The organism is Bauldia litoralis (assembly GCF_900104485.1).
GTDB classification, from domain to species: Bacteria; Pseudomonadota; Alphaproteobacteria; order Rhizobiales; family Kaistiaceae; genus Bauldia; species Bauldia litoralis.
In genome coordinates this window covers 237,105-257,075 of record NZ_FMXQ01000003.1, presented here as the reverse complement: position 1 = coordinate 257,075, position 19,971 = coordinate 237,105, and the positions used below count along the sequence as shown (strand labels likewise).

At 66.2% G+C, this 19,971-nt stretch carries 21 protein-coding genes and 1 tRNA gene; 7 read left to right on the top strand and 15 right to left on the bottom strand.

Annotated elements, in window-relative coordinates; genetic code table 11:
* From BLT60_RS08615 to BLT60_RS08600, 4 genes are all read right to left on the bottom strand, one after another.
* Complete coding sequence (locus BLT60_RS08615) at positions 1–843, bottom strand: TauD/TfdA dioxygenase family protein (RefSeq protein WP_090876013.1); 843 nt, start codon at positions 841–843, stop codon at positions 1–3.
* A 65-nt stretch (positions 844–908) separates the two neighbouring features.
* On the bottom strand, positions 909–2,030 hold the full coding sequence (locus BLT60_RS08610; RefSeq protein ID WP_090876012.1) for a VIT1/CCC1 transporter family protein: 1,122 nt from the start codon (positions 2,028–2,030) through the stop codon (positions 909–911).
* A gap of 48 nt (positions 2,031–2,078) precedes the next feature.
* Positions 2,079–2,723, bottom strand: a complete 645-nt coding sequence (locus BLT60_RS08605; RefSeq protein WP_090876011.1) for an alpha/beta hydrolase — start codon at positions 2,721–2,723, stop codon at positions 2,079–2,081.
* Positions 2,723–3,361 (bottom strand): DNA-3-methyladenine glycosylase family protein, encoded by a 639-nt coding sequence (locus BLT60_RS08600; protein WP_090876010.1) that lies wholly within the window; start codon positions 3,359–3,361, stop codon positions 2,723–2,725. The genes BLT60_RS08605 and BLT60_RS08600 overlap by 1 nt, the downstream gene beginning before the upstream one ends.
* Before the next feature lie 77 nt (positions 3,362–3,438).
* Here BLT60_RS08600 and gluQRS point away from each other — a divergent pair, with 77 nt between their 5' ends.
* Positions 3,439–4,320 carry a tRNA glutamyl-Q(34) synthetase GluQRS gene (gene gluQRS, locus BLT60_RS08595; RefSeq protein WP_425284981.1) on the top strand — a complete coding sequence of 294 codons (882 nt, stop codon included), beginning with the start codon at positions 3,439–3,441 and terminating at the stop codon, positions 4,318–4,320.
* Here gluQRS and BLT60_RS08590 read toward each other — a convergent pair.
* A complete protein-coding gene (locus tag BLT60_RS08590; RefSeq protein WP_090876008.1) occupies positions 4,317–5,279 on the bottom strand; it encodes an AEC family transporter in 963 nt (320 codons plus the stop codon). The genes gluQRS and BLT60_RS08590 overlap by 4 nt on opposite strands.
* 133 nt (positions 5,280–5,412) lie before the next feature.
* Between BLT60_RS08590 and BLT60_RS08585 the strand changes: the two genes are divergently transcribed.
* Positions 5,413–5,793, top strand: a complete 381-nt coding sequence (locus tag BLT60_RS08585) for a response regulator (RefSeq protein ID WP_175478352.1) — start codon at positions 5,413–5,415, stop codon at positions 5,791–5,793.
* 13 nt (positions 5,794–5,806) lie between these two features.
* On the opposite strand, the gene BLT60_RS08580 is transcribed toward BLT60_RS08585, so the two are convergent.
* On the bottom strand, positions 5,807–6,619 hold the full coding sequence (locus BLT60_RS08580; protein WP_175478351.1) for a YihY/virulence factor BrkB family protein: 813 nt from the start codon (positions 6,617–6,619) through the stop codon (positions 5,807–5,809).
* Between the two features lie 141 nt (positions 6,620–6,760).
* On the opposite strand from BLT60_RS08580, the gene BLT60_RS08575 reads away from it, so the two are divergent.
* Entirely contained in the window at positions 6,761–7,588 is an 828-nt protein-coding gene (locus BLT60_RS08575) for an SDR family oxidoreductase (protein WP_244521190.1), read from the top strand.
* A gap of 136 nt (positions 7,589–7,724) precedes the next feature.
* On the top strand, positions 7,725–8,357 hold the full coding sequence (locus BLT60_RS08570) for a hypothetical protein (protein WP_090876330.1): 633 nt from the start codon (positions 7,725–7,727) through the stop codon (positions 8,355–8,357).
* A 56-nt stretch (positions 8,358–8,413) separates the two neighbouring features.
* Here the strand turns inward: BLT60_RS08570 and BLT60_RS08565 are convergent, their stop codons facing one another.
* Both BLT60_RS08565 and BLT60_RS08560 read right to left on the bottom strand, forming a co-directional pair.
* A complete protein-coding gene (locus BLT60_RS08565) occupies positions 8,414–8,971 on the bottom strand; it encodes an HNH endonuclease (protein WP_090876004.1) in 558 nt (185 codons plus the stop codon).
* Between the two features lie 141 nt (positions 8,972–9,112).
* Positions 9,113–10,717, bottom strand: a complete 1,605-nt coding sequence (locus tag BLT60_RS08560) for an MBL fold metallo-hydrolase (protein WP_090876003.1) — start codon at positions 10,715–10,717, stop codon at positions 9,113–9,115.
* Positions 10,718–10,828: 111 nt separating this feature from the next.
* Here BLT60_RS08560 and BLT60_RS08555 point away from each other — a divergent pair, with 111 nt between their 5' ends.
* Positions 10,829–11,569, top strand: a complete 741-nt coding sequence (locus BLT60_RS08555) for a ceramidase domain-containing protein (protein ID WP_090876002.1) — start codon at positions 10,829–10,831, stop codon at positions 11,567–11,569.
* A gap of 54 nt (positions 11,570–11,623) precedes the next feature.
* The gene (locus BLT60_RS08550; RefSeq protein WP_090876329.1) at positions 11,624–12,667 is read left to right on the top strand and encodes an aldo/keto reductase; all 1,044 of its coding nucleotides are present in this window, start codon (positions 11,624–11,626) and stop codon (positions 12,665–12,667) included.
* A gap of 3 nt (positions 12,668–12,670) precedes the next feature.
* Here BLT60_RS08550 and BLT60_RS08545 read toward each other — a convergent pair whose 3' ends face one another.
* Together BLT60_RS08545 and BLT60_RS08540 are read right to left on the bottom strand one after the other, a co-directional pair.
* Entirely contained in the window at positions 12,671–13,207 is a 537-nt protein-coding gene (locus BLT60_RS08545) for a disulfide bond formation protein B (protein WP_090876001.1), read from the bottom strand.
* A gap of 11 nt (positions 13,208–13,218) precedes the next feature.
* Positions 13,219–13,800 (bottom strand): YqaA family protein, encoded by a 582-nt coding sequence (locus BLT60_RS08540; protein ID WP_090876000.1) that lies wholly within the window; start codon positions 13,798–13,800, stop codon positions 13,219–13,221.
* Positions 13,801–13,921: 121 nt separating this feature from the next.
* Here BLT60_RS08540 and BLT60_RS08535 point away from each other — a divergent pair.
* Positions 13,922–14,008, top strand: a tRNA-Leu gene (locus BLT60_RS08535).
* 44 nt (positions 14,009–14,052) lie between these two features.
* Here the strand turns inward: BLT60_RS08535 and BLT60_RS08530 are convergent.
* The 5 genes from BLT60_RS08530 to mnmE all read right to left on the bottom strand — a co-directional run bounded on the left by BLT60_RS08530 (position 14,053) and on the right by mnmE (position 19,940).
* Positions 14,053–14,922 carry a ParB/RepB/Spo0J family partition protein gene (locus BLT60_RS08530; RefSeq protein ID WP_090875999.1) on the bottom strand — a complete coding sequence of 290 codons (870 nt, stop codon included), beginning with the start codon at positions 14,920–14,922 and terminating at the stop codon, positions 14,053–14,055.
* A 73-nt stretch (positions 14,923–14,995) separates the two neighbouring features.
* Positions 14,996–15,811, bottom strand: a complete 816-nt coding sequence (locus tag BLT60_RS08525; RefSeq protein WP_090875998.1) for a ParA family protein — start codon at positions 15,809–15,811, stop codon at positions 14,996–14,998.
* A gap of 6 nt (positions 15,812–15,817) precedes the next feature.
* Positions 15,818–16,486 (bottom strand): 16S rRNA (guanine(527)-N(7))-methyltransferase RsmG, encoded by a 669-nt coding sequence (gene rsmG, locus BLT60_RS08520; RefSeq protein WP_090875997.1) that lies wholly within the window; start codon positions 16,484–16,486, stop codon positions 15,818–15,820.
* A complete protein-coding gene (gene mnmG / locus BLT60_RS08515; RefSeq protein ID WP_090875996.1) occupies positions 16,476–18,338 on the bottom strand; it encodes a tRNA uridine-5-carboxymethylaminomethyl(34) synthesis enzyme MnmG in 1,863 nt (620 codons plus the stop codon). Before mnmG ends, rsmG begins: the two co-directional genes overlap by 11 nt.
* A 270-nt stretch (positions 18,339–18,608) precedes the next feature.
* Complete coding sequence (gene mnmE / locus BLT60_RS08510) at positions 18,609–19,940, bottom strand: tRNA uridine-5-carboxymethylaminomethyl(34) synthesis GTPase MnmE (protein ID WP_090875995.1); 1,332 nt, start codon at positions 19,938–19,940, stop codon at positions 18,609–18,611.
* Positions 19,941–19,971: the final 31 nt, after the last annotated feature.

The following is a 19,971-nucleotide window of genomic DNA, read 5'->3' as shown; positions in this document are numbered from 1 at the left end:
CTACGCTTCCTCGATCACGGTAATTCGCCACAAGGTCCTGAGATCGTTGGGGTCTGTCAACGTCGCCGAGTGGAGAGTCGCCAGATCGTCCCACAGGACGACATCGCCCTTCTCGTAGGCGTAGCTGTAGATGTAGCGGTCCTGCAATGCATGCGCCTTCAGGTCGTCAAGCAGTTGAACCCCCTCATCTTTCGGCATTCCCTCGACTTCGAAAGACGAGCCCGACACCGCGTAGAGCGCCTTGCGCCCGGTGCCGGGATGGGTGCGGACGAGCTTGTGCCGAACCCAGTCGACCTTACCCTTCTGCGCCTCGCTCAGCGGCGAAGCGGCGGTGCGGGAGGTCTCATCGAGGTCGTCGCGGTTGCCATAGTGGTGGAGAACGACAAGGTCGTCGATCCGTTCCCTGGTCGCTTCGGGAAGGTCGTCATAGGCGGCGTACATGTTGGCAAAAAGCGTGTTGCCGCCTTGCTTTGGCACCGCCACCGAATAGAGGATCGTCACCCGCGCCGGCACCGCGAGATACGAATAGTCGGTATGGAAATAGCTCCCGCCATCCGCCAGCCCGATTGGCCGGCCGTTCTCCTTGCCATTGGAAAGGATCAGGATGTCGGGATGATCCGGATAGTGAAACTGGTCGATGACATGCGGCTGCGGCGGCCCGAAGCGCCGGGCGAAGTCGACAAACGCGCCCGGTTCCAGCGACTGGCCCTTGATCGCGAGGATCTGGCCGTCGAAGAAAGCCTGTTCGACGGCGCGGAATTCGTCATCGGCGAGCGGTCGGGAAAGATCGACGCCCTCGATCGCCATGCCGAAAGTCTCGGAGAGTCTTCGGGTCGTGAACATCGGCGCAACTCCCTCAGGTTGTTTTGCCGGAGCGTAGCGGCTGCGGGCCGCCCTCGGCAATCGCCTCAGGTCAGGGAAACCCCGACGAGGGCGCCAACAGCATAGGTGACGCCCGCCGCGGCATAGCCGATCAGCAACTGCCGGCCCGCCGAGAACAGGACACCGCGACCGGTGAACAGCGACGTGCCGAAGCCGATCAGCGCCAGCGCGACACCGCCCGACAAGAGGCTGGCGATGACGGCGGTGGTGCCGGTCAGGAAGAAGAAGGGCGCGACCGGAAAGATCGCTCCGATTGAGAAAAGCAGGAAGGACGAGGCGCCCGCGACCCAGGCCGAGCCGCCGAGTTCGCTCGGATCGATGCCGAGTTCCTCGCGCGCCAGCGTATCGACCGCCGCGCCGTCCTGGCTGAGCAAGCGATCGGCGACCGAGGTGGCCTCGGTCTCGGACAGGCCCTTCGACTGGTAGATGAGGATAAGTTCCTCGCGTTCCTGTTCGGGAAACATTTCGAGTTCGTTCGCCTCCAGCGCGATCTGCTGCTCGGCGAGCTCTCGGGCGCTGTTGACCGAAAGCCACTCGCCCATCGCCATCGAACACGCGCCGGCTATCAGCCCGGCGAGGCCGGCGAGCAGGATGGTCTGTTCGGCCGCGGCTGCGCCGGCGACCCCCATGACCAGGCTCATGTTCGAGACGAGGCCGTCATTGGCGCCAAGCACCGCTGCCCGCAGCGCGTTGCCGGAGCCGGCGCGATGGCGCCCCTCAAGCCGGGCGATTTCGGGACCGGCAAGGCCGCCGGAGCCGGCCATGGCGGTGCGGATCACCCGCGCGTGCGACTGCTCGTCGGCCGGAAGGCCGGCAGCGATCGCTTCAGGCTGGTCCTGGTAGACCGCGTGGTCGCGCGCTTCCGTCGCCGCGATCACCGGCAGGACCATCGCAGCGCCGAAACGCTTCGCAAGCCAGCCGAGGACCCTGGCGCGAATACTCGGCCTGATGTCGCCCGGGCTCCCACCCTTCCCGGTTATCTCCTTGCGCCAGACCTCGACATGATCCTGCTCGACGGCGGCGAGGCGGCGATAGACCTCGGCGACCTTCGGATCGGATTCGGCCTCTGACAGCGCGGTGTAGAGCGCGACGCTGTCGACCTCGCCCTGAAGATTGGCGCGATAGCGGGCGATATCGTCGACGGCCATGGGCGGCCTCCTTGTTGCGTGCGCCCCGCCGACGCTTTCCGCTCGAGACTAGACGAGAACGCGACGTAGGAAGGCGGCGCCGAGTTGCAGGCCGGCGCCATCGATGCCGTGTTCGAGGCCGGGAGAGACATGCCACTCGGCCGCGAAGCCGGCTTCGGCCAGCGCCGGCACGGCGCCATGCAGCGCCATGACGGGAACGATCGGATCGGCATCGCCATGGACGAGCAGGACCGGCGGCTTGCCGACCGCTTCCTCCGCCAGACGTTCGGGACCCGCGAGCATGCCGGAATAGCTGACGATGCCGGCGATTGGCGCCGGACGACGCGGACCAACGTGCAGCGCCATCATCGCCCCCTGGCTGAAACCGACCAGCGCCAGGTTGGCGTCGGTCAGGCCGAGGCTCGCCAGTTCGGAGTCGAGAAAGGCATCGACGACCGGCGCCGCTTGCCGGACACCGTCGGCGATCAGGTCCATGTCGATCATCGAAAGGGGAAACCACTGCCGCCCCATCGGCGCCTGGTCGCAGGGCTCCGGCGCGTTGGGTGAAACGAAAGCTGTGTCCGGCAGCAGCGGCGCCCAATGCCGTCCGATGTCGATCAGGTCGTTGCCGTCCGCGCCATAACCGTGAAGAAGCACGACGAGATGCCGCGCCGGGCCGCCGCTGGCCGGTGGAATTCGGGGTCCGTCAATCATCAGACTGGTACTGCCGCCTTTTGCCGAGTCGCGCGATAGTAAGCCCAGAAGAGCCGCGCCGCGACACCCCGCCATGGCGACCAGTCTGCGGCGATCTCGGCCACCCCTTCGATGGATGGTGTCTCGTCAGCGCCAAAGGCGTCGCCAACCGCCTTGCGCAGCGCGAGATCGCCGGCCGGGAAGACATCGGCGTGACCGAGGCAGAAGAGAAGATAGATGTCGGCGGTCCAGGGGCCGATCCCCTTGATCGCCGTCAGGCGCCCATGCGCCTCCTCTGCGGGGATAGTGGCCAGTCGATCGAGGTCGAGGCCTTCGTTACAGGCGGTGGCGACGGCACGCAGCGTCCGGATCTTCGGCATCGACAGCCCGGCAGCGCGAAACCGGGACTCATCGGCCGCGAGAATATCGGCGGCGACGAGGCCTGGAAAGGACGTTTGCGTTCGCTGCCAGATTGCCGCCGCGCTGGCGACCGAGACCTGCTGGCCGACGACGATGCGAGCAAGACCCGGTAGCCCGCCCTCGGTGCGGCGGAGGGGGAGAGGACCGGCGACATCAATGACCGCGTGGAGACGCCGGTCCCGACGGGCAAGCCAGGCGAGGCCTTCCGCGACATCGGCATCCGTGTTGATCCTGGCCATCGCGTCGACCTTTGTCCGGGCGGGCGTCTGCTGCTAGACCACGAACAGCCTTCTATTCAAGCTGGCCGATGCCACCCATGCCACCCGTTTTCCGCTTTGCGCCGAGCCCGAACGGCGAGCTTCATCTCGGTCACGCCTTTTCGGCGCTTTACGACCATGCCCTGTGCCGGCAGGCAGGTGGGCGTTTCCTGTTGCGGATCGAGGATATCGACCGGACGCGCAGCCGCCCGGAATTCGAAGAGGGCATCTACCGCGACCTCGAATGGCTCGGCATTGCGTGGGAAACCCCTGTCCGCCGCCAGTCGGATGCCATGCCGACCTATGGCGAGGCCATCGACCGGCTGCGCGCTGCCGGCCTCGTGTATCCGGCCTTCATGACCCGGGGCGAGATCGCGGCCACCGTCGCCGCCGACCCGACCTGGCCGCGCGACCCCGACGGTGCGCCGCTCTACCCCGCCACGGATCGCGATCTCACCCGAGCCGCGACGGAAGAGCGGATCGCCGCCGGCACGCCATACGCCTGGCGCTTGCGGACCGACATCGCCGCGACGCAGGCCGGACCGCTGTCGTGGCAGGAGGACGGCGCCGGTCCGGATGGCGAGAGCGGCGTGGTCGTCGCGCGGCCGGAGCGCTGGGGCGATTTCGTCGTTGGCCGCAAGGATGTGCCGACCAGCTACCACCTCGCCGTGGTGCTTGACGACGCGGCGCAGGGCGTCACGCATATCGTCCGCGGTCGCGACCTGTTTCACGCCACCGCGGCACATGTCCTTCTCAGGCGCCTGCTCGGCCTGCCCTCGCCGGTCTATCACCACCACCGGCTGATCACCGACAATACGGGGCGCAAGCTTTCGAAGTCGGACCGCGCAACCAGCCTGCGTTCGCTGCGTGAGGCCGGCGCGACACCCGACGACATTCGCGCCATGATCGGCATCGACGCGGCGCTGGCGGATCGCGCCTAGAGCCACTCGAGAACGGTCATCCACAGGGTGACGGTGGCGACCGCGAAGGCGGTCGATATCGAGATCGTGTTGGAGGCCAGCGCCTCGCCGGTCCGGAAACGCGACGCCAGCAGATAGGCGTTGACGCCCGTCGGGCAGGCGGCGGCGACCACCGCGACCTTCACCCAGACCGGTGGCATCGGCACGACGTAGCGGGCGAAGAGCAGGACCAGGCCTGGCATCAGGATCAGCTTGACGACGCTCAGCGCGATGCCGGCGGGAATGTTTCGGCGCATTCCGTATTTGCGCAGCGACATGCCCATGGCGAACAGCGCCAGCGTCGCCGCGACATCGGCAAGGCGGTTGATCAGCGTCGCCGGCAGGCCTTCGTAGGGCAGGTCGATCAGCCGCCAAAGAAGTCCGAGCACGAGGCCGATGATGATCGGGTTGGTCACCAGGTTGACGACGACCGTGCGGACAATGACCCGAGCACCGCCGCCGGGCTCGGAGACGCCATCGCGGCGCTCGGCGCGCACGATGAGGATCGCGCTGGCGACCATGAGGGACGGCATGTGGACGGCGACGATCAGGGCGATCGCCACTGCGCCGTCATTGCCATAGGCGGCGATGATCAGCGGAATGCCGACCAGAACCGTGTTGCTGTAGGAGGCGGAGACGCCGCCGACGAGTCCGGCGCGGGCATCGCGCCCGAAAAACTTGCGGATGATCAGGTCGCCGATCGCCCACATCACGGCCAGCGCGACGAAGTAGGGAAGCCAGATCCGCCACGGCTCGGCCCCGCTGAAATCCGCCGTGGCGATGGTCCGGAAGATCAGCATCGGGATGGCGATGACGAAGACGAAGTCGGCCAGCGCCTCGCCCACCGTACGGTCGAGCAGGCGGGACCAGGCGACCCCGCAGCCGATGGCGATCAGCCCGAAGACGGGAAGGACGATATTGACGATCTGGGTGACGACCACGGCAGCGCTGTTAGCCGGTTCTTAAGCAAGGCGACGGATACTTGCCCGGAATTTGCCGTGGAAGCGAGCGCAAATGCCAGGCGACGCCGTCAGGGGACTTCGAACATATGATGGCCGACAACCGGTCCTCGCGGTGATCGATAGCAACCCGTCGACCTCCGCCGTGCTGGTCATGCTCGGCCAGCAATTCGGTTGTCGGGTCATCGCCAGCCGCTCGGTGGAAGACGCCCTGGCGCTTCTCAGGCAGGAAAACGCGGTCGATCTGGTGGCCATCGACCTCGCCATTCCCGACATGGACCCCTACGTCGCGGCGCAACTGGTGCGGATCCTCGACAAGGACAGCGCCCTGCCGATCGTCGCCATTGCCGACGCGGAGACGATGACCGACGCCCTTGGCGCGCGGGGCGCATGCTTCGATCAGGCGGTAGCCAAGCCCTACAGCCCGCGGGAACTCTACGGCGCGTTTGAAACCGCGCTCATCCACGCCGCGCAACCGGCATTGCCCCTGTCCTGACCGGCGGCTGCCGTCAGGACCGCGGTCGATCCGTCCGCGCCAGCGACGCGTTGAGCTCGGCGCCGAAAATCATGATCAGCGCCACCAGATACATGAAGAAGATGGCGGTCACCACGCTGGCGAGACCGGCATAGTAGGCGGCGTAGTTGGCGAAACGCTGGAGATAGAATCCGAAAGCCCAGGTCGCGATCAGCCACAGCGCCAGGGTGATCACGATGCCCGGCCACAGCCGGAGCGCCGGGGGGCGGCCGGCTGGCAGCCAGAGATGAGCGCCGATCAGGACCAGCGCCAGCATGACGCCGGTCACCGCGAAGCGGACGAGATCGAACGTCGTCGCGTAGGGCTCGATTGCCGGAAAGTGAGTCGACAGCCAGTCGAACAGCAGCGGGCCGAGCAGGCCGAGAAAGGCGACCGCGAGGCTGGCAAAGGCGCCGCCGATCACGAAGACGACGCTCTGCAGGCGGAGCAGGAAATAGTTGCGCTTGTCGGTGACGCGATAGGCGCGGTTCAACGCGGTGCGCACCGCCTCGACCCCGTTCGAGGCGAGAAAGATGGTCACCAGCACCGAGATCGTCAGCAGCCCGCTTTGTTGCCGGGTGAGCACGTCGCTCACATCCCTGGCGATCGGCTCGGCGACATCCTGGGGCCATGTCTCGAAGAGCAGGCCGGCCACCCGCCCGGCAAGATCGGCCTCGCCGATAAAGCCCGCCAGGGCCGCGACGAAGATCAGGAACGGGAAGACCGACATCAGCGCCGACAGGGCGACGTGACTGGCCATGGCAAAGCCGTCGTCGACCGTGAGGTGGCCGACAGCGTCGCCAATCACTGCCCGACATCGCCTGTAAAGGGATGCGTTCGCGTCCGTCATGAATCTCCCGCCGCCGGCTGACCGTCGCCGCGTATCATGGTCGCCGCCCAAGTGCTACCTTTGCCGCCTGCAACGAGGCCAACCCGACGACCGGATCCCTTGACCGAAGCGCCCCGCACCATTCTCATCACCGGCTGCTCCTCCGGTATCGGCCATCACGCCGCCCATGGCCTGAAGGCGCGCGGCTGGCGCGTCTTCGCCGCCGCCCGCAAGCCGGCCGATGTCGAGCGGCTTGCCGGGGAGGGCCTGGAATCGGTGGCGCTCGATTATGCCGACCGGTCCTCGATCGGGGCCGGATTCGCTCATGTGCTGGAGCAGACCGGCGGACGGGTCGACGCGCTGTTCAACAATGGCGGCTTCGCGCAGGCGGGCGCCATCGAAGACATCGACACCGACCTGATGCGCGCCCAGTTCGAGACGAATTTCTTCGGCTGGCACGAACTGACCCGGCTGGCGATCCCGGTCATGCGGCGGCAGGGACATGGCCGCCTCGTCTTCTGTTCGTCGGTGCTCGGCTTTCTCGGCGCGCGCTATCGCGGCGCCTATGTCGCCTCGAAGCACGCCGTCGAGGGCTACGCCGACACCTTGCGGCTGGAACTGCATGGCACCGGCATCGCCGTCGTCCTGATCGAGCCGGGCCCGATTGCCAGCGCCTTCCGGGCCAACGCCGTCGAGAATACCCGCGGCACGATCGACATCGACGCCTCGGTTCATCGCGATTCCTATCGGCGCGACCTCGCCGAACGACCGGACGGGCACGCCCCGACGCCGTTCCGACGCGGGCCCGACGCGGTCTTCCGGCAACTGGTCCGGGCGCTCGATAGCAGGAATCCGCGTCCGCGCTATCGGGTAACGGTCCCGACCCATGTCGGCGCCCTCCTCAAGCGCCTCCTGCCGACACGGCTGATGGACCGCATCCTGCGCTGACGTCACCGGACCGGCGTTGAAACCATGGCAGATGCTGCGCGGCGCGCCATGCTGGTCCCAGGCGTTCGCCGCCCTATTTCCCGGCGATGTCGGGTTGGCGACGCGGGTCGCGGACCGACCAACCAGGGAGGAATCCATGAGCAGACTGACCATCGCACTTCTCGCCGGCGCCTTGATCGGCAGCGCCACGGCGGTCGCCGGGGCGCAGGACATGGAGGACATGACCTTCTTCATCACCAGCGCCGGGCCCGGTGACGGCGCGAATCTCGGCGGTATAGCCGGCGCGGATGCGATCTGTGCGTCGCTGGCCGAAGTCGCCGGAAGCGGCGACAAGACCTGGCGGGCCTACCTGTCGACGAGCGATGAGAACGCCCGCGACCGGATCGGCTCCGGTCCCTGGCACAACGCCAAGGGCGAACTGATCGCCGCCAGCCTCGACGACCTGCATGGCGGCGCCAACGCCATCAGCAAGCAGACCGGCCTGACCGAGAAGGGCGACGTGGTCAACGGGCGTGGCGATACCCCGAACCAGCACGACATCCTGACCGGCTCGAATGCCGACGGCACCTATGCCCCGGACATGACCTGCGGCGACTGGACGTTGAATGGCGACGGGGCCGCGATGGTTGGACACAGCGACCGCATGGGCTTGCGTGACGACGCGCCGTCCAAGTCGTGGAATGCATCGCACCCGTCGCGTGGCTGCAGCCAGGAAGCGCTGATCGGAACCGGCGGCAACGGCTACTTCTACTGCTTCGCGACGAACTGATCCTGGATCGCCGGCGTGCCCAGGAAGGGTGCGCCGGTGTCCGGGCCCGACCGCGACTACGGCTCCAGTTCGGTATCCCAGTAGAGATAGTCGAACCACGATTCGTGCAGGTAGTTTGGCGGAAAAAGCCGACCGTTATTGTGGAGGTCGCTGACCGTCGGCTGGTAGGGCCGCTGCCCCGGCCACATGCCGGCGTCGCGCGGATGCTTGCCGCCCTTCTTCAGGTTGCACGGCGAGCAGGCGGCGACAACGTTGTCCCAGGTCGTCTGGCCGCCAAGGGCCCGCGGGATCAGGTGGTCGAAGGTCAGGTCTTCGTCGATCCCGCAATACTGGCATTCGAAACGATCGCGGAGAAAGACGTTGAACCGGGTAAAGGCCGGGTGCTTCGCCGGCTTCACGTAGGTCTTGAGCGAAACGACCGACGGCAGGTTCATCGCGAAGGACGGACTGTGAACCGCCACCTCGTATTCCGAGACGATGTTCACCCGGTCGAGAAACACCGCCTTGATCGCATCCTGCCACGACCACAGCGAGAGCGGGTAGTAGCTGAGCGGACGGTAGTCGGCATTGAGGACCAGCGCCGGATTGGACCCCGGCGAGACGTGAACGTTCACTTCTACTCCCGAATCACAAACGCTCGAACAGCGTAAGCGGTCGTCGCGGAGGGATAGTCTATAGTGTCTGTGACACCGGTGTGAAGGGGGCTCGCGCCGCCCGTCCAAACCCCGTCGGAACCGCGGGATTCCGGCGGCGGCTTACGCCGGCGGCGGCCCGCGTTCGAGGACCGCCTCCAGTTCCTGCACAAGCGCCTGTTTCGCTTCCTCGTCGGACATCGCCTCGAGCCGCCGGGCCAGCGCCTGGGTGAAGGCAACGTAGTCGTTGGCCCAGTCGCGCTCGATCTGGCCGGGCGGCACGCGTGGCGCTTCCGGCGGCCGCCGAAGCCGCTCCGCCCCGGCCTTCAGGTCGAAAGCGTCGTCGAGTTGCGGCATGTGGATGCGATCCGCCGGCACCCCTTCGGCGACAACGAGGTCGCGCAGGACTTCGCGCGCATGGTCCTCGCCGTGGGTGAGAAACAGTCCGCCGCTGACCGGCAGGCGCTCCCGGATCCAGGCCAGCAGTTCGGTCTGGTCGGCATGGGCCGAGTAGCTGCCGAGGCTGCGGATGGTGGCCTTCACCTTGATGTCGCGACCATGGATGCGGACCTCGTCCGCCCCGCCCTGGATGATGTTGCCGAGCGTTCCCGGCGCCTGGTAGCCGACGAACAACACCGTCGCGTCGCGTTTCCAGAGGTTGTTCCGCAGGTGGTGGCGGATGCGGCCGGCGTCGCACATGCCGCTGGCCGATATGATGATCGCCCCGCCGGCAATCCGGTTGATCGCTTTCGACTCCTCGACATCCTCGGTGATGTGGAAATTCGGATGCCGGAAAAGCGCCGCCTCGTCGACCGCGATATCGTCGAGGGTATCGGCATGGCGGATGAAGACCTTGGTGACGCGGCTTGCCAGCGGCGAGTCGAGGAAGACCGGCGTTGCCGGCGGGATCCGTCCTTCCGCCAGGAGGACGCCGATGTCGTGCAGCAGTTCCTGGCTGCGCTCGACCGCGAAACTTGGAATGACGAGATTGCCGCCGCGCTTCAGCGCCTCGGTGATCTCGCGCTCCATTGCCTGCCGTCGCGCGACAACGGTCACATCCTCGCGGTCGCGATCGCCATAGGTGCTTTCGCAGACGATATAGTCGAAACCCTCCGGTGCTTCCGGGGCGAGGTGAAAGACCTTCTCGTCCGGGCCGAGATCCCCGGAAAACAGCATGCGCACCGGCCGCGGGGCGCCGTCGTCAATCGCCAGTTCGATCGATACCGAGCCAAGGATATGGCCGGCATTCCAGAAGCGGACCCTGACGCCGGGGCCAGCGTCGAACCATTCCTCGAGTTCGTGTGGCGAGACATTCTTCAGGGCGGCCTCGGCGTCGGCCTGATTGTAGATCGGCTCGATCTGCGGCTTGCCCCGGCGCCGCAGCGTGCGGTTCTTCCGCTCGACTTCGCCCTCCTGGATGCGGCCGCTGTCCGGCAGCATGAAGGTCAGGAGATCGAGCGTCGGCGCGGTCGCGTGGATTGGCCCGGCGAAGCCATGCCGCGTCAGTTTCGGGATCAGCCCGCTGTGATCGATATGAGCGTGAGTGAGGAGCAGGTAGTCGACGGTCGCCGGATCAAAGGGGAAAGGCGCATAGTTGAGTTCGCGGATCGTCTTGTTGCCCTGGAACATGCCGCAGTCGACGAGGAAGCGGCCGCCGTCATGCTCGACCAGATAGCAGGATCCTGTGACGGTCCCCGCTCCGCCGCGAAATGTTATCTTGGTCGCCATGCCCTGGTATCCCTCGCCGCGTCTTGAACCGGTTTCGCGCTATCCTGACATGGAGGCGGGTATCGAGGCCACCGCCGCGGTCCTGTCGATCGACGCTGGAGTCTCCTCGTCATGGACCTTGTCTGCCCTGCCCTGATCGCTGACGCCGCGCCGGCGCTTTGCCGCCAGTTTGATGTCTATTGCGAGCGCATCGGCTTCGGCCTCGACGCCGAGCCGCTCAATGCGCTGACCAACGTCGCGATGCTGGTCGTCGCGGCCTTCGCCGCGCGCCTGCAGATCGCCCGCCCGAACCGGGATGCCGCCGGCCTGATCTGGGCGGCGATCATCGCCGTGGCCCTCGGCGGCATTGGCGCCACCCTCTTCCACACCACCGCGACGGTGTGGGCGGTCTGGGCCGACATGATGCCCTTCCTGGTCTTCATGATGATCATCCTCTGGTTGGCCCTGACCCGTCATTTCGGCTGGCCCGCATGGGCCGCGGTGATCGCCGTGCTCGGCTTTCTCGCCATCACCTTCGGCAGCGGTCCGTTGATCCCGCGCGGACTGCTTCCCGGCGGGGCCTATTACCTGCCGCCGCTGCTTGTCCTCTTCGCTGTCGCGGTGATCCTCCAGCGCCGCGGGTCGAAAGCCGGCGTCAGTTATCTTCTGGCCTCGATCGTGTTTCTCGGTGCGCTGGCGGCGCGCGAGTCGGACGGTCCGCTCTGCGCCGCGATCCCCTTCGGCACGCATTTCCTCTGGCATCTGCTGGCCGCGCTGCTCGCCTGGATCCTGATCCGCAGCGCCATTCTCGACACCCCGGCCAGCGGCGCGGCGACACGAAAGCCACGCCGCGACCGCGACAAGCCGGCGTGAACGCGCTATGCGACGACGGTACTTTTTGTCTGCAAATTATTGTGAGGGATGACGATGGAATATCGTTTGCTCGGCCGCTCGGGCCTCAAAGTTTCGACCATGGCGATGGGGACCATGACCTTCGGTCGCCGCAAGGACGCGGTCGGTTCGACCAGCCTCAAGGAAGCGCGCAAGCAGATCGACCTTTGCATCGATCGGGGCGTCAACCTGATCGACACCGCCAACGCCTATTCCGCCGGCCGATCCGAGGAGATCACCGGCGCGGCGCTGAAGGGCAAACGCGCCGACGTGATCCTGGCCACCAAGGTGCGCTTCGGCATGGGACCGGGCCCCAACGACCGCGGCCTGTCGCGGCATCACATCATCAGCCAGTGCGAGGCGAGCCTCAAGCGGCTGCAGACCGACTGGATCGATCTATACCAGGTGCATCAATGGGACGGGCAGACGCCGATCGACGAGATCATGGCGGCGCTCGACTACCTCGTCTCGGCCGGCATGGTTCGCTACATCGGCTGCTCCAACTGGTCGGGCTGGCACATCATGAAGGGGCTCGGCGCTGCCGAACGACTCGGTGGACCGCGCTTCGTCAGCCAGCAGATCCACTACACCGTCGAGGCGCGCGAGGCGGAATACGAGCTGGTGCCGATCTCGCTGTCGGAGGGCCTTGGTATCCTGGTGTGGAGCCCGCTGGCCGGTGGCCTGCTGACCGGAAAGTTCCGTCGCGGCAAGAAGCGTCCGGCCGGGACCCGGCATGCGAAGGACTGGCGCGAGCCGCCGATCCGCGACACCGAGCGGCTCTACGACATCGTCGAGGTCATCGTCGACATCGCCAAGGCGCGGAAGGTCTCGGGCACCCAGGTGGCGCTGGCCTGGACGCTTGGTCGTCCGGGCGTCACGTCGGTGATCGTCGGCGGCCGCAACGAAGAGCAGTTCAGCGACAGCCTTGCGGCCGACGAACTCAAGCTGACGGAAGACGAGCGCCAGCGGCTGGACGATGTCAGCAAGCTGCCGCTGATCTATCCCTACTGGCACCAGGCGATGGCCGCCGACGACCGCCTGTCGGACGCCGACATGGCGCTGCTCGGGCCGTATCTCTGACGATCAGGCGCGCGAGCCGGCGGTTGCCGCCGGCTCGTCCGCCAGGGGACGAAATGCGCCCCACATCGCCACGGCGACCAGGAAGATGCTGGCCACGGCGTTCCAGCCGGCGAAGGACAGGCCGAAGAGACGCCAGCTCGCCTCGGTGCAGGAAACCACCCGGATGGTGTCGAGCTGGCTGAGCAGGTCGTCGACATTGGCGACGCCGCCGGCGTTGCCGCCGCAATCGGCCGGGCCAAGCCACCACCCCCACTCTGCCCCGGCATGGTAGATGCCGAGGAAGGCGCCATAGGCGAAGATCAGGCCGGCGATGACCAGCAGCATCCGCACCACGGTCGGCTTCGCGCCGGCAAGTGCGGCAAGCAGCGCGGCGAAGGCCAGCGGGATGCCGATGTAATAGGGCACGCGTTCCTGCAGGCAGAGCGCGCAGGGAATGAACCCGCCGATCAGCTCGAAACCCCATGCGGTTGCGATCGTAACCAGTCCCGCGACGGTAACGACGGCGGGCGCGAACATCTCGCGGCGACGCGCTGCGTCCATGCTTCAGTCCTTCAGATCATGTATCGGGCAACGACGAATCCGCCGATCAGCAACACCACGAAAACGGTGAAAACAAGCCCGAGCCGCTTCTCGATGAAATCGCGAATCGGCGGACCGATCCAGTAGAGAAGCCCGGCGACGATGACGAAGCGGAGTCCGCGGGCGATGATGCTGGCGACGATGAAGACCACGAAGTTGAGGCCCGTCGCGCCGCTGGCGATCGTGATGACTTTGTAGGGAAACGGCGTCACGCCCGCGATGAAGACGATCCACACGCCCCAGTCGTTATACCAGGTGGCGAAGGTCTCGAACTGCTGGTCGTAGCCGTAGAACTGTAGAATCGGCAACGCCAGTTGTTCGAACAGGAAGGCGCCGATCAGGTAGCCGAAGATCCCGCCGATTACCGACGCGGCGGTGGCGATCGCCGCAAAGCGCATGGCCTTCGCGCGCTCTGCCAGCACCATCGGAATCAGCAGGATGTCGGGGGGTATCGGGAAGAAGGAGCTCTCGGCAAAGGCGACGCCGGCAAGCGCCTTGGTGGCGTGGCGGCCGGCGGCAAAGCTCATCGTCCAGTCGTAAAGGCGTCGGAGCACGGGCTGGTTCTATCCGCGAATGAGGCGACGAAGCGGCGCCGGTTGTTGCGAGGTTGACCGGGCCGGGCGCGGCACTATGATCCCGGCCTTCCGATCCGCCAAGTGGCGATCGGCCGGCCGCGCGGGTGTGGCGGAACTGGTAGACGCGCTGGACTCAAAATCCAGTTCTGGTGACAGAGTGTCGGTTCGAGTCCGACCACCCGCACCATTGCGCCGGGGCCCGGCTGCGCGCATGACCGCCATCTTCGGTTGCTAATGCTTGAGACGATGGCAGACGCCATCGAGCTGTTCCAGCGTCTTGTAGCGAATGCGAACCTCGCCGCCGCCCTTGCCGTGGTTGATCGCGACGGTCAGCCCCAAGGCATCGGACAGCGCCTTTTCCAGCGCGCGCGTATCGGCGTCCTTCGCCGCGGCAGGGGCCTTGCCACCCGGCTTGCGGCGATCGGTCTCGACCAGCGCCTCGGCTTCGCGAACGCTCATCCCGGCCTCGACGATCCGGCGCGCCACGGCTTCCGGATCGGGAAGCGTCACCAGCGTACGCGCATGCCCGGCGGAGAGCTTCCCACTGCGCACATAGGCGAGGACGGACTCCGGGAGCTTCAGAAGGCGCAGCGTGTTGGCGATATGCGATCGGCTCTTGCCGATCACTTCGGCGAGCTGCATCTGAGTATAATCGTGATCGTCGAGCAGTTGCTGGTAGCCAAGCGCCTCCTCGAGGGGATTCAGATCCGCCCGCTGGACATTCTCGATGATCGCCAGTTCCAGCGCCTCGCTGTCGGAAACCTCGAGGACGACGACCGGCACGTCGTGGAGACCGACCTTCTGCGCGGCCCGCCAGCGCCGCTCACCGGCGATGATCTCATAGGTGTTGGCCGCATCCGCGACCGGCCGGACGAGGATCGGCTGCACGACGCCGCGCTCCTTGACCGACGAAGCCAGGTCGTCGAGGTCGGCGGTGACGAAATCCTTGCGCGGGTTACGCGGGTTCGGCCGCAGGAACTCGACCGGCAGGGTCCTTGGCGGCCCTGACCGCCGTTTCTCCGTGGCCGGCTCCGGTGCGATATCGCCAATCAGCGCAGCAAGTCCGCGGCCAAGGCGCTGCCGGGGTGCATCTTCAGCCATGGCCTTTTCCTCTTATGATCATTGACTTACATGGTTAACAGAATGTTGCGATCTGGTTCCGGAGACGAATCGATCAGGCGGCGCGCAACTGCCGTTCGCGCTGGATGATCTCCGCCGCGAGCCGCAGGTACGCCTGGCTCCCGGTGCTCTTGAAGTCGTAGAGCAGCACCGGCTTGCCATGCGACGGGGCTTCCGACACGCGGACGTTGCGGGGAATCACCGTCTCGTAGACCGCCGCGCCCATGTTGGCGCGCACGTCGGCGGCAACCTGGCCGGACAGCGAGTTGCGGCTGTCGAACATAGTAAGAACGATACCGTGGATCGACAACTCGGGGTTGAGCGCATGCTTGACCTGCTCGACGGTCTGCAGCAACTGGCTCAGGCCCTCCAGCGCGAAGAACTCGCACTGCAGCGGCACGAGGACCGAATGGGCCGCGGCCATGCCGTTGATGGTCAACAGATTGAGCGACGGCGGGCAATCGACGAGCACATAGGTATAGTTTCGGGTGCGACTCGAACTCCGTTCCGATGCCGTAGCGAGGGCATTCCGCAGCCGGAAGGCGCGGTCGGTGGCCGCCGATATCTCGAGCTCGACGCCAAGCAGGTCGAGGGTCGACGGCGCGACGGACACGCGCGGAACGGCAGTGGTCATCGCCACCTCGGCCAGTGTCGCTTCGCCGAGAAGCAAATCGTAAGTCGACAATTCCCGGCTCTTCCGGTCGATTCCAAGACCGGTCGATGCATTGCCCTGCGGATCGAGATCGACGATCAGCACCTCTTCGCCGATCGCCGCCAGCGCCGTTCCGAGGTTGATCGCAGTCGTCGTCTTGCCGACGCCGCCCTTCTGGTTGGCGAGCGCGATGACGCGGGGAGAGATCGGTAGGCTCATGACGTTTCAGGCCGGCCGCTCGCCGGCGTCCCTTCTGAGGGCCTGACGAATCTCCAGGATGACACCCCGGTCATCGATTCGACTTTTGTGTTCTACCAGATCGAGATCCCAAGATTGAGTGGCTTCGTCGATTTCCCGCACAAAATCTGCCCCCTTGAAGAAGGCGGCGGGTGCTCCGGCGGCCAGGATCGGTTCTGAGAGGTCGAGCAACCGATCGAGCGGCGCCAAGGCGCGGGCGGTGAGACAGTCGATTGGCGTGTCCCATCCGGCAAGGATTGATTTGATGCGTCCCTGATGGACGGTAACCGGGCTCCCGGTCGCGGCGGCCGCGCGCCGCAGGAAGGCGCACTTGCGGCCGTTGCTTTCGACGAGATGCACTGCGGCGCCTGGCCGGTCGGCGAGAAGACAGCCAAGGACCAGCCCCGGAAATCCGCCACCGCTGCCAAGGTCGAGCCAGCGCCGGGCGCTCGGAAACAGCGGCACGAGCTGAGCGCTGTCGGCGACGTGGCGCCGCCAGATGTCCGGCAGGGTGCTTGGGGCTACGAGGTTTTCGGCCGGCTGCCATTTGCGGACCAGCTCGACGAGAACTGTGAGACGGTCGACTGTTTCACGTGAAACATCAAGGATCGGCCGCAGCACTTCGGGACCGTCGCTGGACCGTTTGTCAGGCGGCATTCCGCCCCCGATGGCGCTTGACCTCGCCGAGCAACGCAACGAGCGCCGCCGGCGTCACTCCATTGATGCGGGCCGCCTGCCCCAACGTCCGCGGGGCCCCGGCAACGAGTCGCTCGCGCATCTCCGTCGACAATCCGGGCACAACCAGGAAATCGAGATCATCAGGTATCGAAATGTTCTCATCCTTCCGGAACGCAGCGATATCGGCGTCCTGCCGCTCAAGGTAGACTGAATAGCCAGCGTCTATCTCAATCTGTTCGGCAACGAATCGATTCAACCCGCCGAGTTCCGGCGAGACTCGAGCAAGGACCTCCATCGTCACGTCCGGGCGCGCGAGGAGGTCGAGACCGGTCCGGCGCACGCCGTCCCGGTTCAGCACCAGCCCGTGCTTCTCGGCCTCGTTCGGCGTCAGCGACAAGTTCTCGACCATCGCCCGGCATTCCGTCAGCGCCGTCATCCTTCTGGAGAAGAGGTCAGCCCTCGCCGATCCGACAATCCCGAGCCGCAACCCTTCTCCGGTCAGGCGGCGGTCCGCGTTGTCGGCACGGAGCGACAGGCGATATTCGGCGCGGGAGGTGAACATGCGGTAGGGCTCGGTCACGCCCCGCGTCACCAAGTCGTCGATCATTACGCCGATATAGGCATCCGCCCGACCCAGGACGGCGCCCTCCATGCCGGCAGCCAATCGCGCGGCATTCATCCCGGCGACCAGGCCCTGGCCGGCGGCCTCTTCGTAACCGGTGGTGCCATTGATCTGGCCGGCGAGGAAGAGGCCACGGAGACGACGGGTTTCCAGCGTCGCCTTCAGTTCTCGCGGATCGACATGGTCGTACTCGATCGCGTAGCCCGCCCGGACTATGGAAGCCCGCTCAAGCCCCGGGATCGTCGCGATCAATGCCCGCTGGACGTCCTCCGGAAGCGACGTAGAAATGCCGTTCGGGTATACGGTGGCGTCATCGAGGCCCTCTGGCTCGAGAAAGATCTGGTGACTGTCGCGATCCCCGAAGCGGACAATCTTGTCCTCGATCGACGGGCAATAGCGCGGGCCACGGCCGGTGATCCCGCCGGAATACATCGCCGAGCGGCTAATGTTCTTCTCGATCACCGCATGGGTCGCCGGGGTCGTGCGGGTGATGTGGCAATTGACCTGCGGGGTCGTGATTGCCTCAGTCATGAAGGAGAAGGGGAGCGGCGGCTGGTCACCCGCCTGGCGCTCGAGGCTCGACCAGTCGATAGTCTTTCCATCCAGACGTGGCGGTGTGCCGGTCTTGAGGCGACCCATCCGGAAACCGAGCCGCTCGATGGTCAACGCGAGGCCCACCGCCGGCCCCTCGCCGACTCGTCCCGCAGGCACCGTCTTGTCACCAATGTGGATCACGCCGCGCAGGAACGTGCCGGTGGTGATGACGACGGCCCCCGCAGACAGCTCCCGACCATCACCAAGCCGGACACCGGTGACCCGCTCATTCTCGACAATAAGATCGTCGACCTCCCCCTCCACGACCGTCAGGTTCGCCGTCTCGCGAATAAGATCCTGAATGGCCTGGCGATAGAGCTTGCGGTCGGCCTGGGCCCGCGGACCGCGGACCGCCGGACCCTTGCGACGGTTGAGGACCCGGAACTGGATTCCGCCCCGGTCCGCCGCAACGCCCATCAATCCATCGAGCGCATCGACCTCCCGGACCAGGTGCCCCTTGCCGATGCCGCCGATTGCCGGATTGCAGGACATCGCGCCGACGGTGCCGAAGCTGTGGGTGACCAGCGCCGTGCGCGCACCGAACCGCGCCGACGCGGCCGCTGCCTCGGTCCCGGCGTGCCCACCGCCAATGACAATGACATCAAAGCTGTCCATGGCGAATTCCCTAGACCGTCGACCGTTGCAACGTCAAAGACGAATTTGAATTGCCCTGACATAACCGCCGCTGTTTCACGTGAAACATCCCACCTGACGCCGCCCGAAAGATAGAAATTCCGCCGTTTCCGTTACGCCGGCCATCCTCAAAGCCACCTTGGGACACCGGCGGACACCAAACGGACGACCCTAATGCACCGTCGGACACCGCCCGGGACAACCCCGGACGCCGGCGAGACAGGCGCAATCGGCAGCTGTCCCATCCAGATGTCATTTCCCGATGCAGAACTCGCCGAAAATCACGTCGAGGAGGTCCTCGACATCAACCCGGCCGGTCACCCGACCGAGAGCGTCGGTCGCCCGCCGCAGATCCTCGGCACGAAGTTCAAGCGGCTTGCCGATGTCATCCAGCGCGTCTTCGAGGGCAGCCCGGCATCCGACCAGGGCCGACCGCTGGCGGGCCCGGGTGACAAGGGAGGACTCGCCGACCGCGAGCGCATCTCCGGCGAAATTCGTCAGCGCCGTCATCAACGCATCGAGGCCGTCGCCCGTCGTCGGCGCCACGACGAGGTCGTACCCCGCGGAGATCCTCGACCGTTCCTCCGCCGAATCAATCAAGTCGATCTTCGTCCCGACACGGATCACCGGACTTGCGGCGGGCAGGACGATCGCCGCCGGGGCCGCGGTCACATCCTCCAGGAGAAGCACCAGGTCGGCGCCTTCCGCCCGGGCCGTGGCCCGACGCATGCCCTCGCGCTCGACCCCACCTCCGGCTTCGCGAAGCCCGGCGGTATCGACCACGGTAACCGGGTAGCCCCCGAGATCGAGCCGCACCTCGATCAGATCCCGGGTTGTTCCGGGCTCCTCCGAGACGATCGCCACGTCCCGCCGCGCCAGGGCGTTGATCAGGCTCGACTTGCCGGCATTCGGCCGTCCAAGCACCACCACCTCAATACCATCCCGAAGCCGCTCGCCGCGATGGCCATCGTCAAGGAGCGCTCCGATCTCAGCCGAAAGCGCCCCGACATCGGCCCAGGCCGAGTCGGCGACCGAGCCGGGAACGTCGTCCTCGTCCGGAAAGTCGAGTTCGGCTTCGAGCAATGCCCGCGCTCGCACAAGACGTTCCCGCCACCCTTCACAGACGGCGCGGAGACCGCCGCCGGCCTGGCGCAGGGCCTGCCGGCGCTGGGCTTCGGTTTCCGCCGCAACGAGATCGGCAAGTCCCTCGACCTGGCTGAGATCGAGGCGCCCGCTGTCAAAAGCCCGCCGGGTAAACTCGCCCGCCTCCGCCGCACGGAATCCCGGAAGACCGCCCAAGGCGTCCAGCGTCGCCGCAACGACGGCGCGCCCGCCATGCAGATGAAGTTCGGCGACGTCCTCACCGGTGAAGCTCGCCGGCCCGGGAAAGAACAGAACAAGCCCCCGATCGATCGGATCGCCTGTCACGGTATGGATGGATCGCAAGGACGCCCGGCGTGGTTCCGGCACCGAATCGATAAGTGTTTCGAGTCCGAATCGAGTCCCGGGTCCGGAAACCCGGACAACCGCGACACCCGACGGGGTTCCCCCCGACGCCAGCGCAAAGATCGTCTCAGCCCCCATTCGCCGCCCGCACTATCAAACCACCACAGGC

What these genes read in the sequence shown, in the direction of transcription:
- rsmG (WP_090875997.1), bottom strand. Translation starts at nt 16,486, where the DNA reads ATGCCGCCTGACAAACGGTCCAGCGACGGTCCCGAAGTGCTGCGGCCG.
- BLT60_RS08555 (WP_090876002.1), top strand. Translation starts at nt 10,829, where the DNA reads ATGGACCTTGTCTGCCCTGCCCTGATCGCTGACGCCGCGCCGGCGCTT.
- BLT60_RS08615 (WP_090876013.1), bottom strand. Translation starts at nt 843, where the DNA reads ATGTTCACGACCCGAAGACTCTCCGAGACTTTCGGCATGGCGATCGAG.
- BLT60_RS08605 (WP_090876011.1), bottom strand. Translation starts at nt 2,723, where the DNA reads ATGATTGACGGACCCCGAATTCCACCGGCCAGCGGCGGCCCGGCGCGG.
- mnmG (WP_090875996.1), bottom strand. Translation starts at nt 18,338, where the DNA reads ATGGACAGCTTTGATGTCATTGTCATTGGCGGTGGGCACGCCGGGACC.
- BLT60_RS08545 (WP_090876001.1), bottom strand. Translation starts at nt 13,207, where the DNA reads ATGGACGCAGCGCGTCGCCGCGAGATGTTCGCGCCCGCCGTCGTTACC.
- BLT60_RS08560 (WP_090876003.1), bottom strand. Translation starts at nt 10,717, where the DNA reads ATGGCGACCAAGATAACATTTCGCGGCGGAGCGGGGACCGTCACAGGA.
- BLT60_RS08550 (WP_090876329.1), top strand. Translation starts at nt 11,624, where the DNA reads ATGGAATATCGTTTGCTCGGCCGCTCGGGCCTCAAAGTTTCGACCATG.
- BLT60_RS08610 (WP_090876012.1), bottom strand. Translation starts at nt 2,030, where the DNA reads ATGGCCGTCGACGATATCGCCCGCTATCGCGCCAATCTTCAGGGCGAG.
- BLT60_RS08600 (WP_090876010.1), bottom strand. Translation starts at nt 3,361, where the DNA reads ATGGCCAGGATCAACACGGATGCCGATGTCGCGGAAGGCCTCGCCTGG.
- BLT60_RS08530 (WP_090875999.1), bottom strand. Translation starts at nt 14,922, where the DNA reads ATGGCTGAAGATGCACCCCGGCAGCGCCTTGGCCGCGGACTTGCTGCG.
- mnmE (WP_090875995.1), bottom strand. Translation starts at nt 19,940, where the DNA reads ATGGGGGCTGAGACGATCTTTGCGCTGGCGTCGGGGGGAACCCCGTCG.
- BLT60_RS08525 (WP_090875998.1), bottom strand. Translation starts at nt 15,811, where the DNA reads ATGAGCCTACCGATCTCTCCCCGCGTCATCGCGCTCGCCAACCAGAAG.
- BLT60_RS08570 (WP_090876330.1), top strand. Translation starts at nt 7,725, where the DNA reads ATGAGCAGACTGACCATCGCACTTCTCGCCGGCGCCTTGATCGGCAGC.
- gluQRS (WP_425284981.1), top strand. Translation starts at nt 3,439, where the DNA reads ATGCCACCCGTTTTCCGCTTTGCGCCGAGCCCGAACGGCGAGCTTCAT.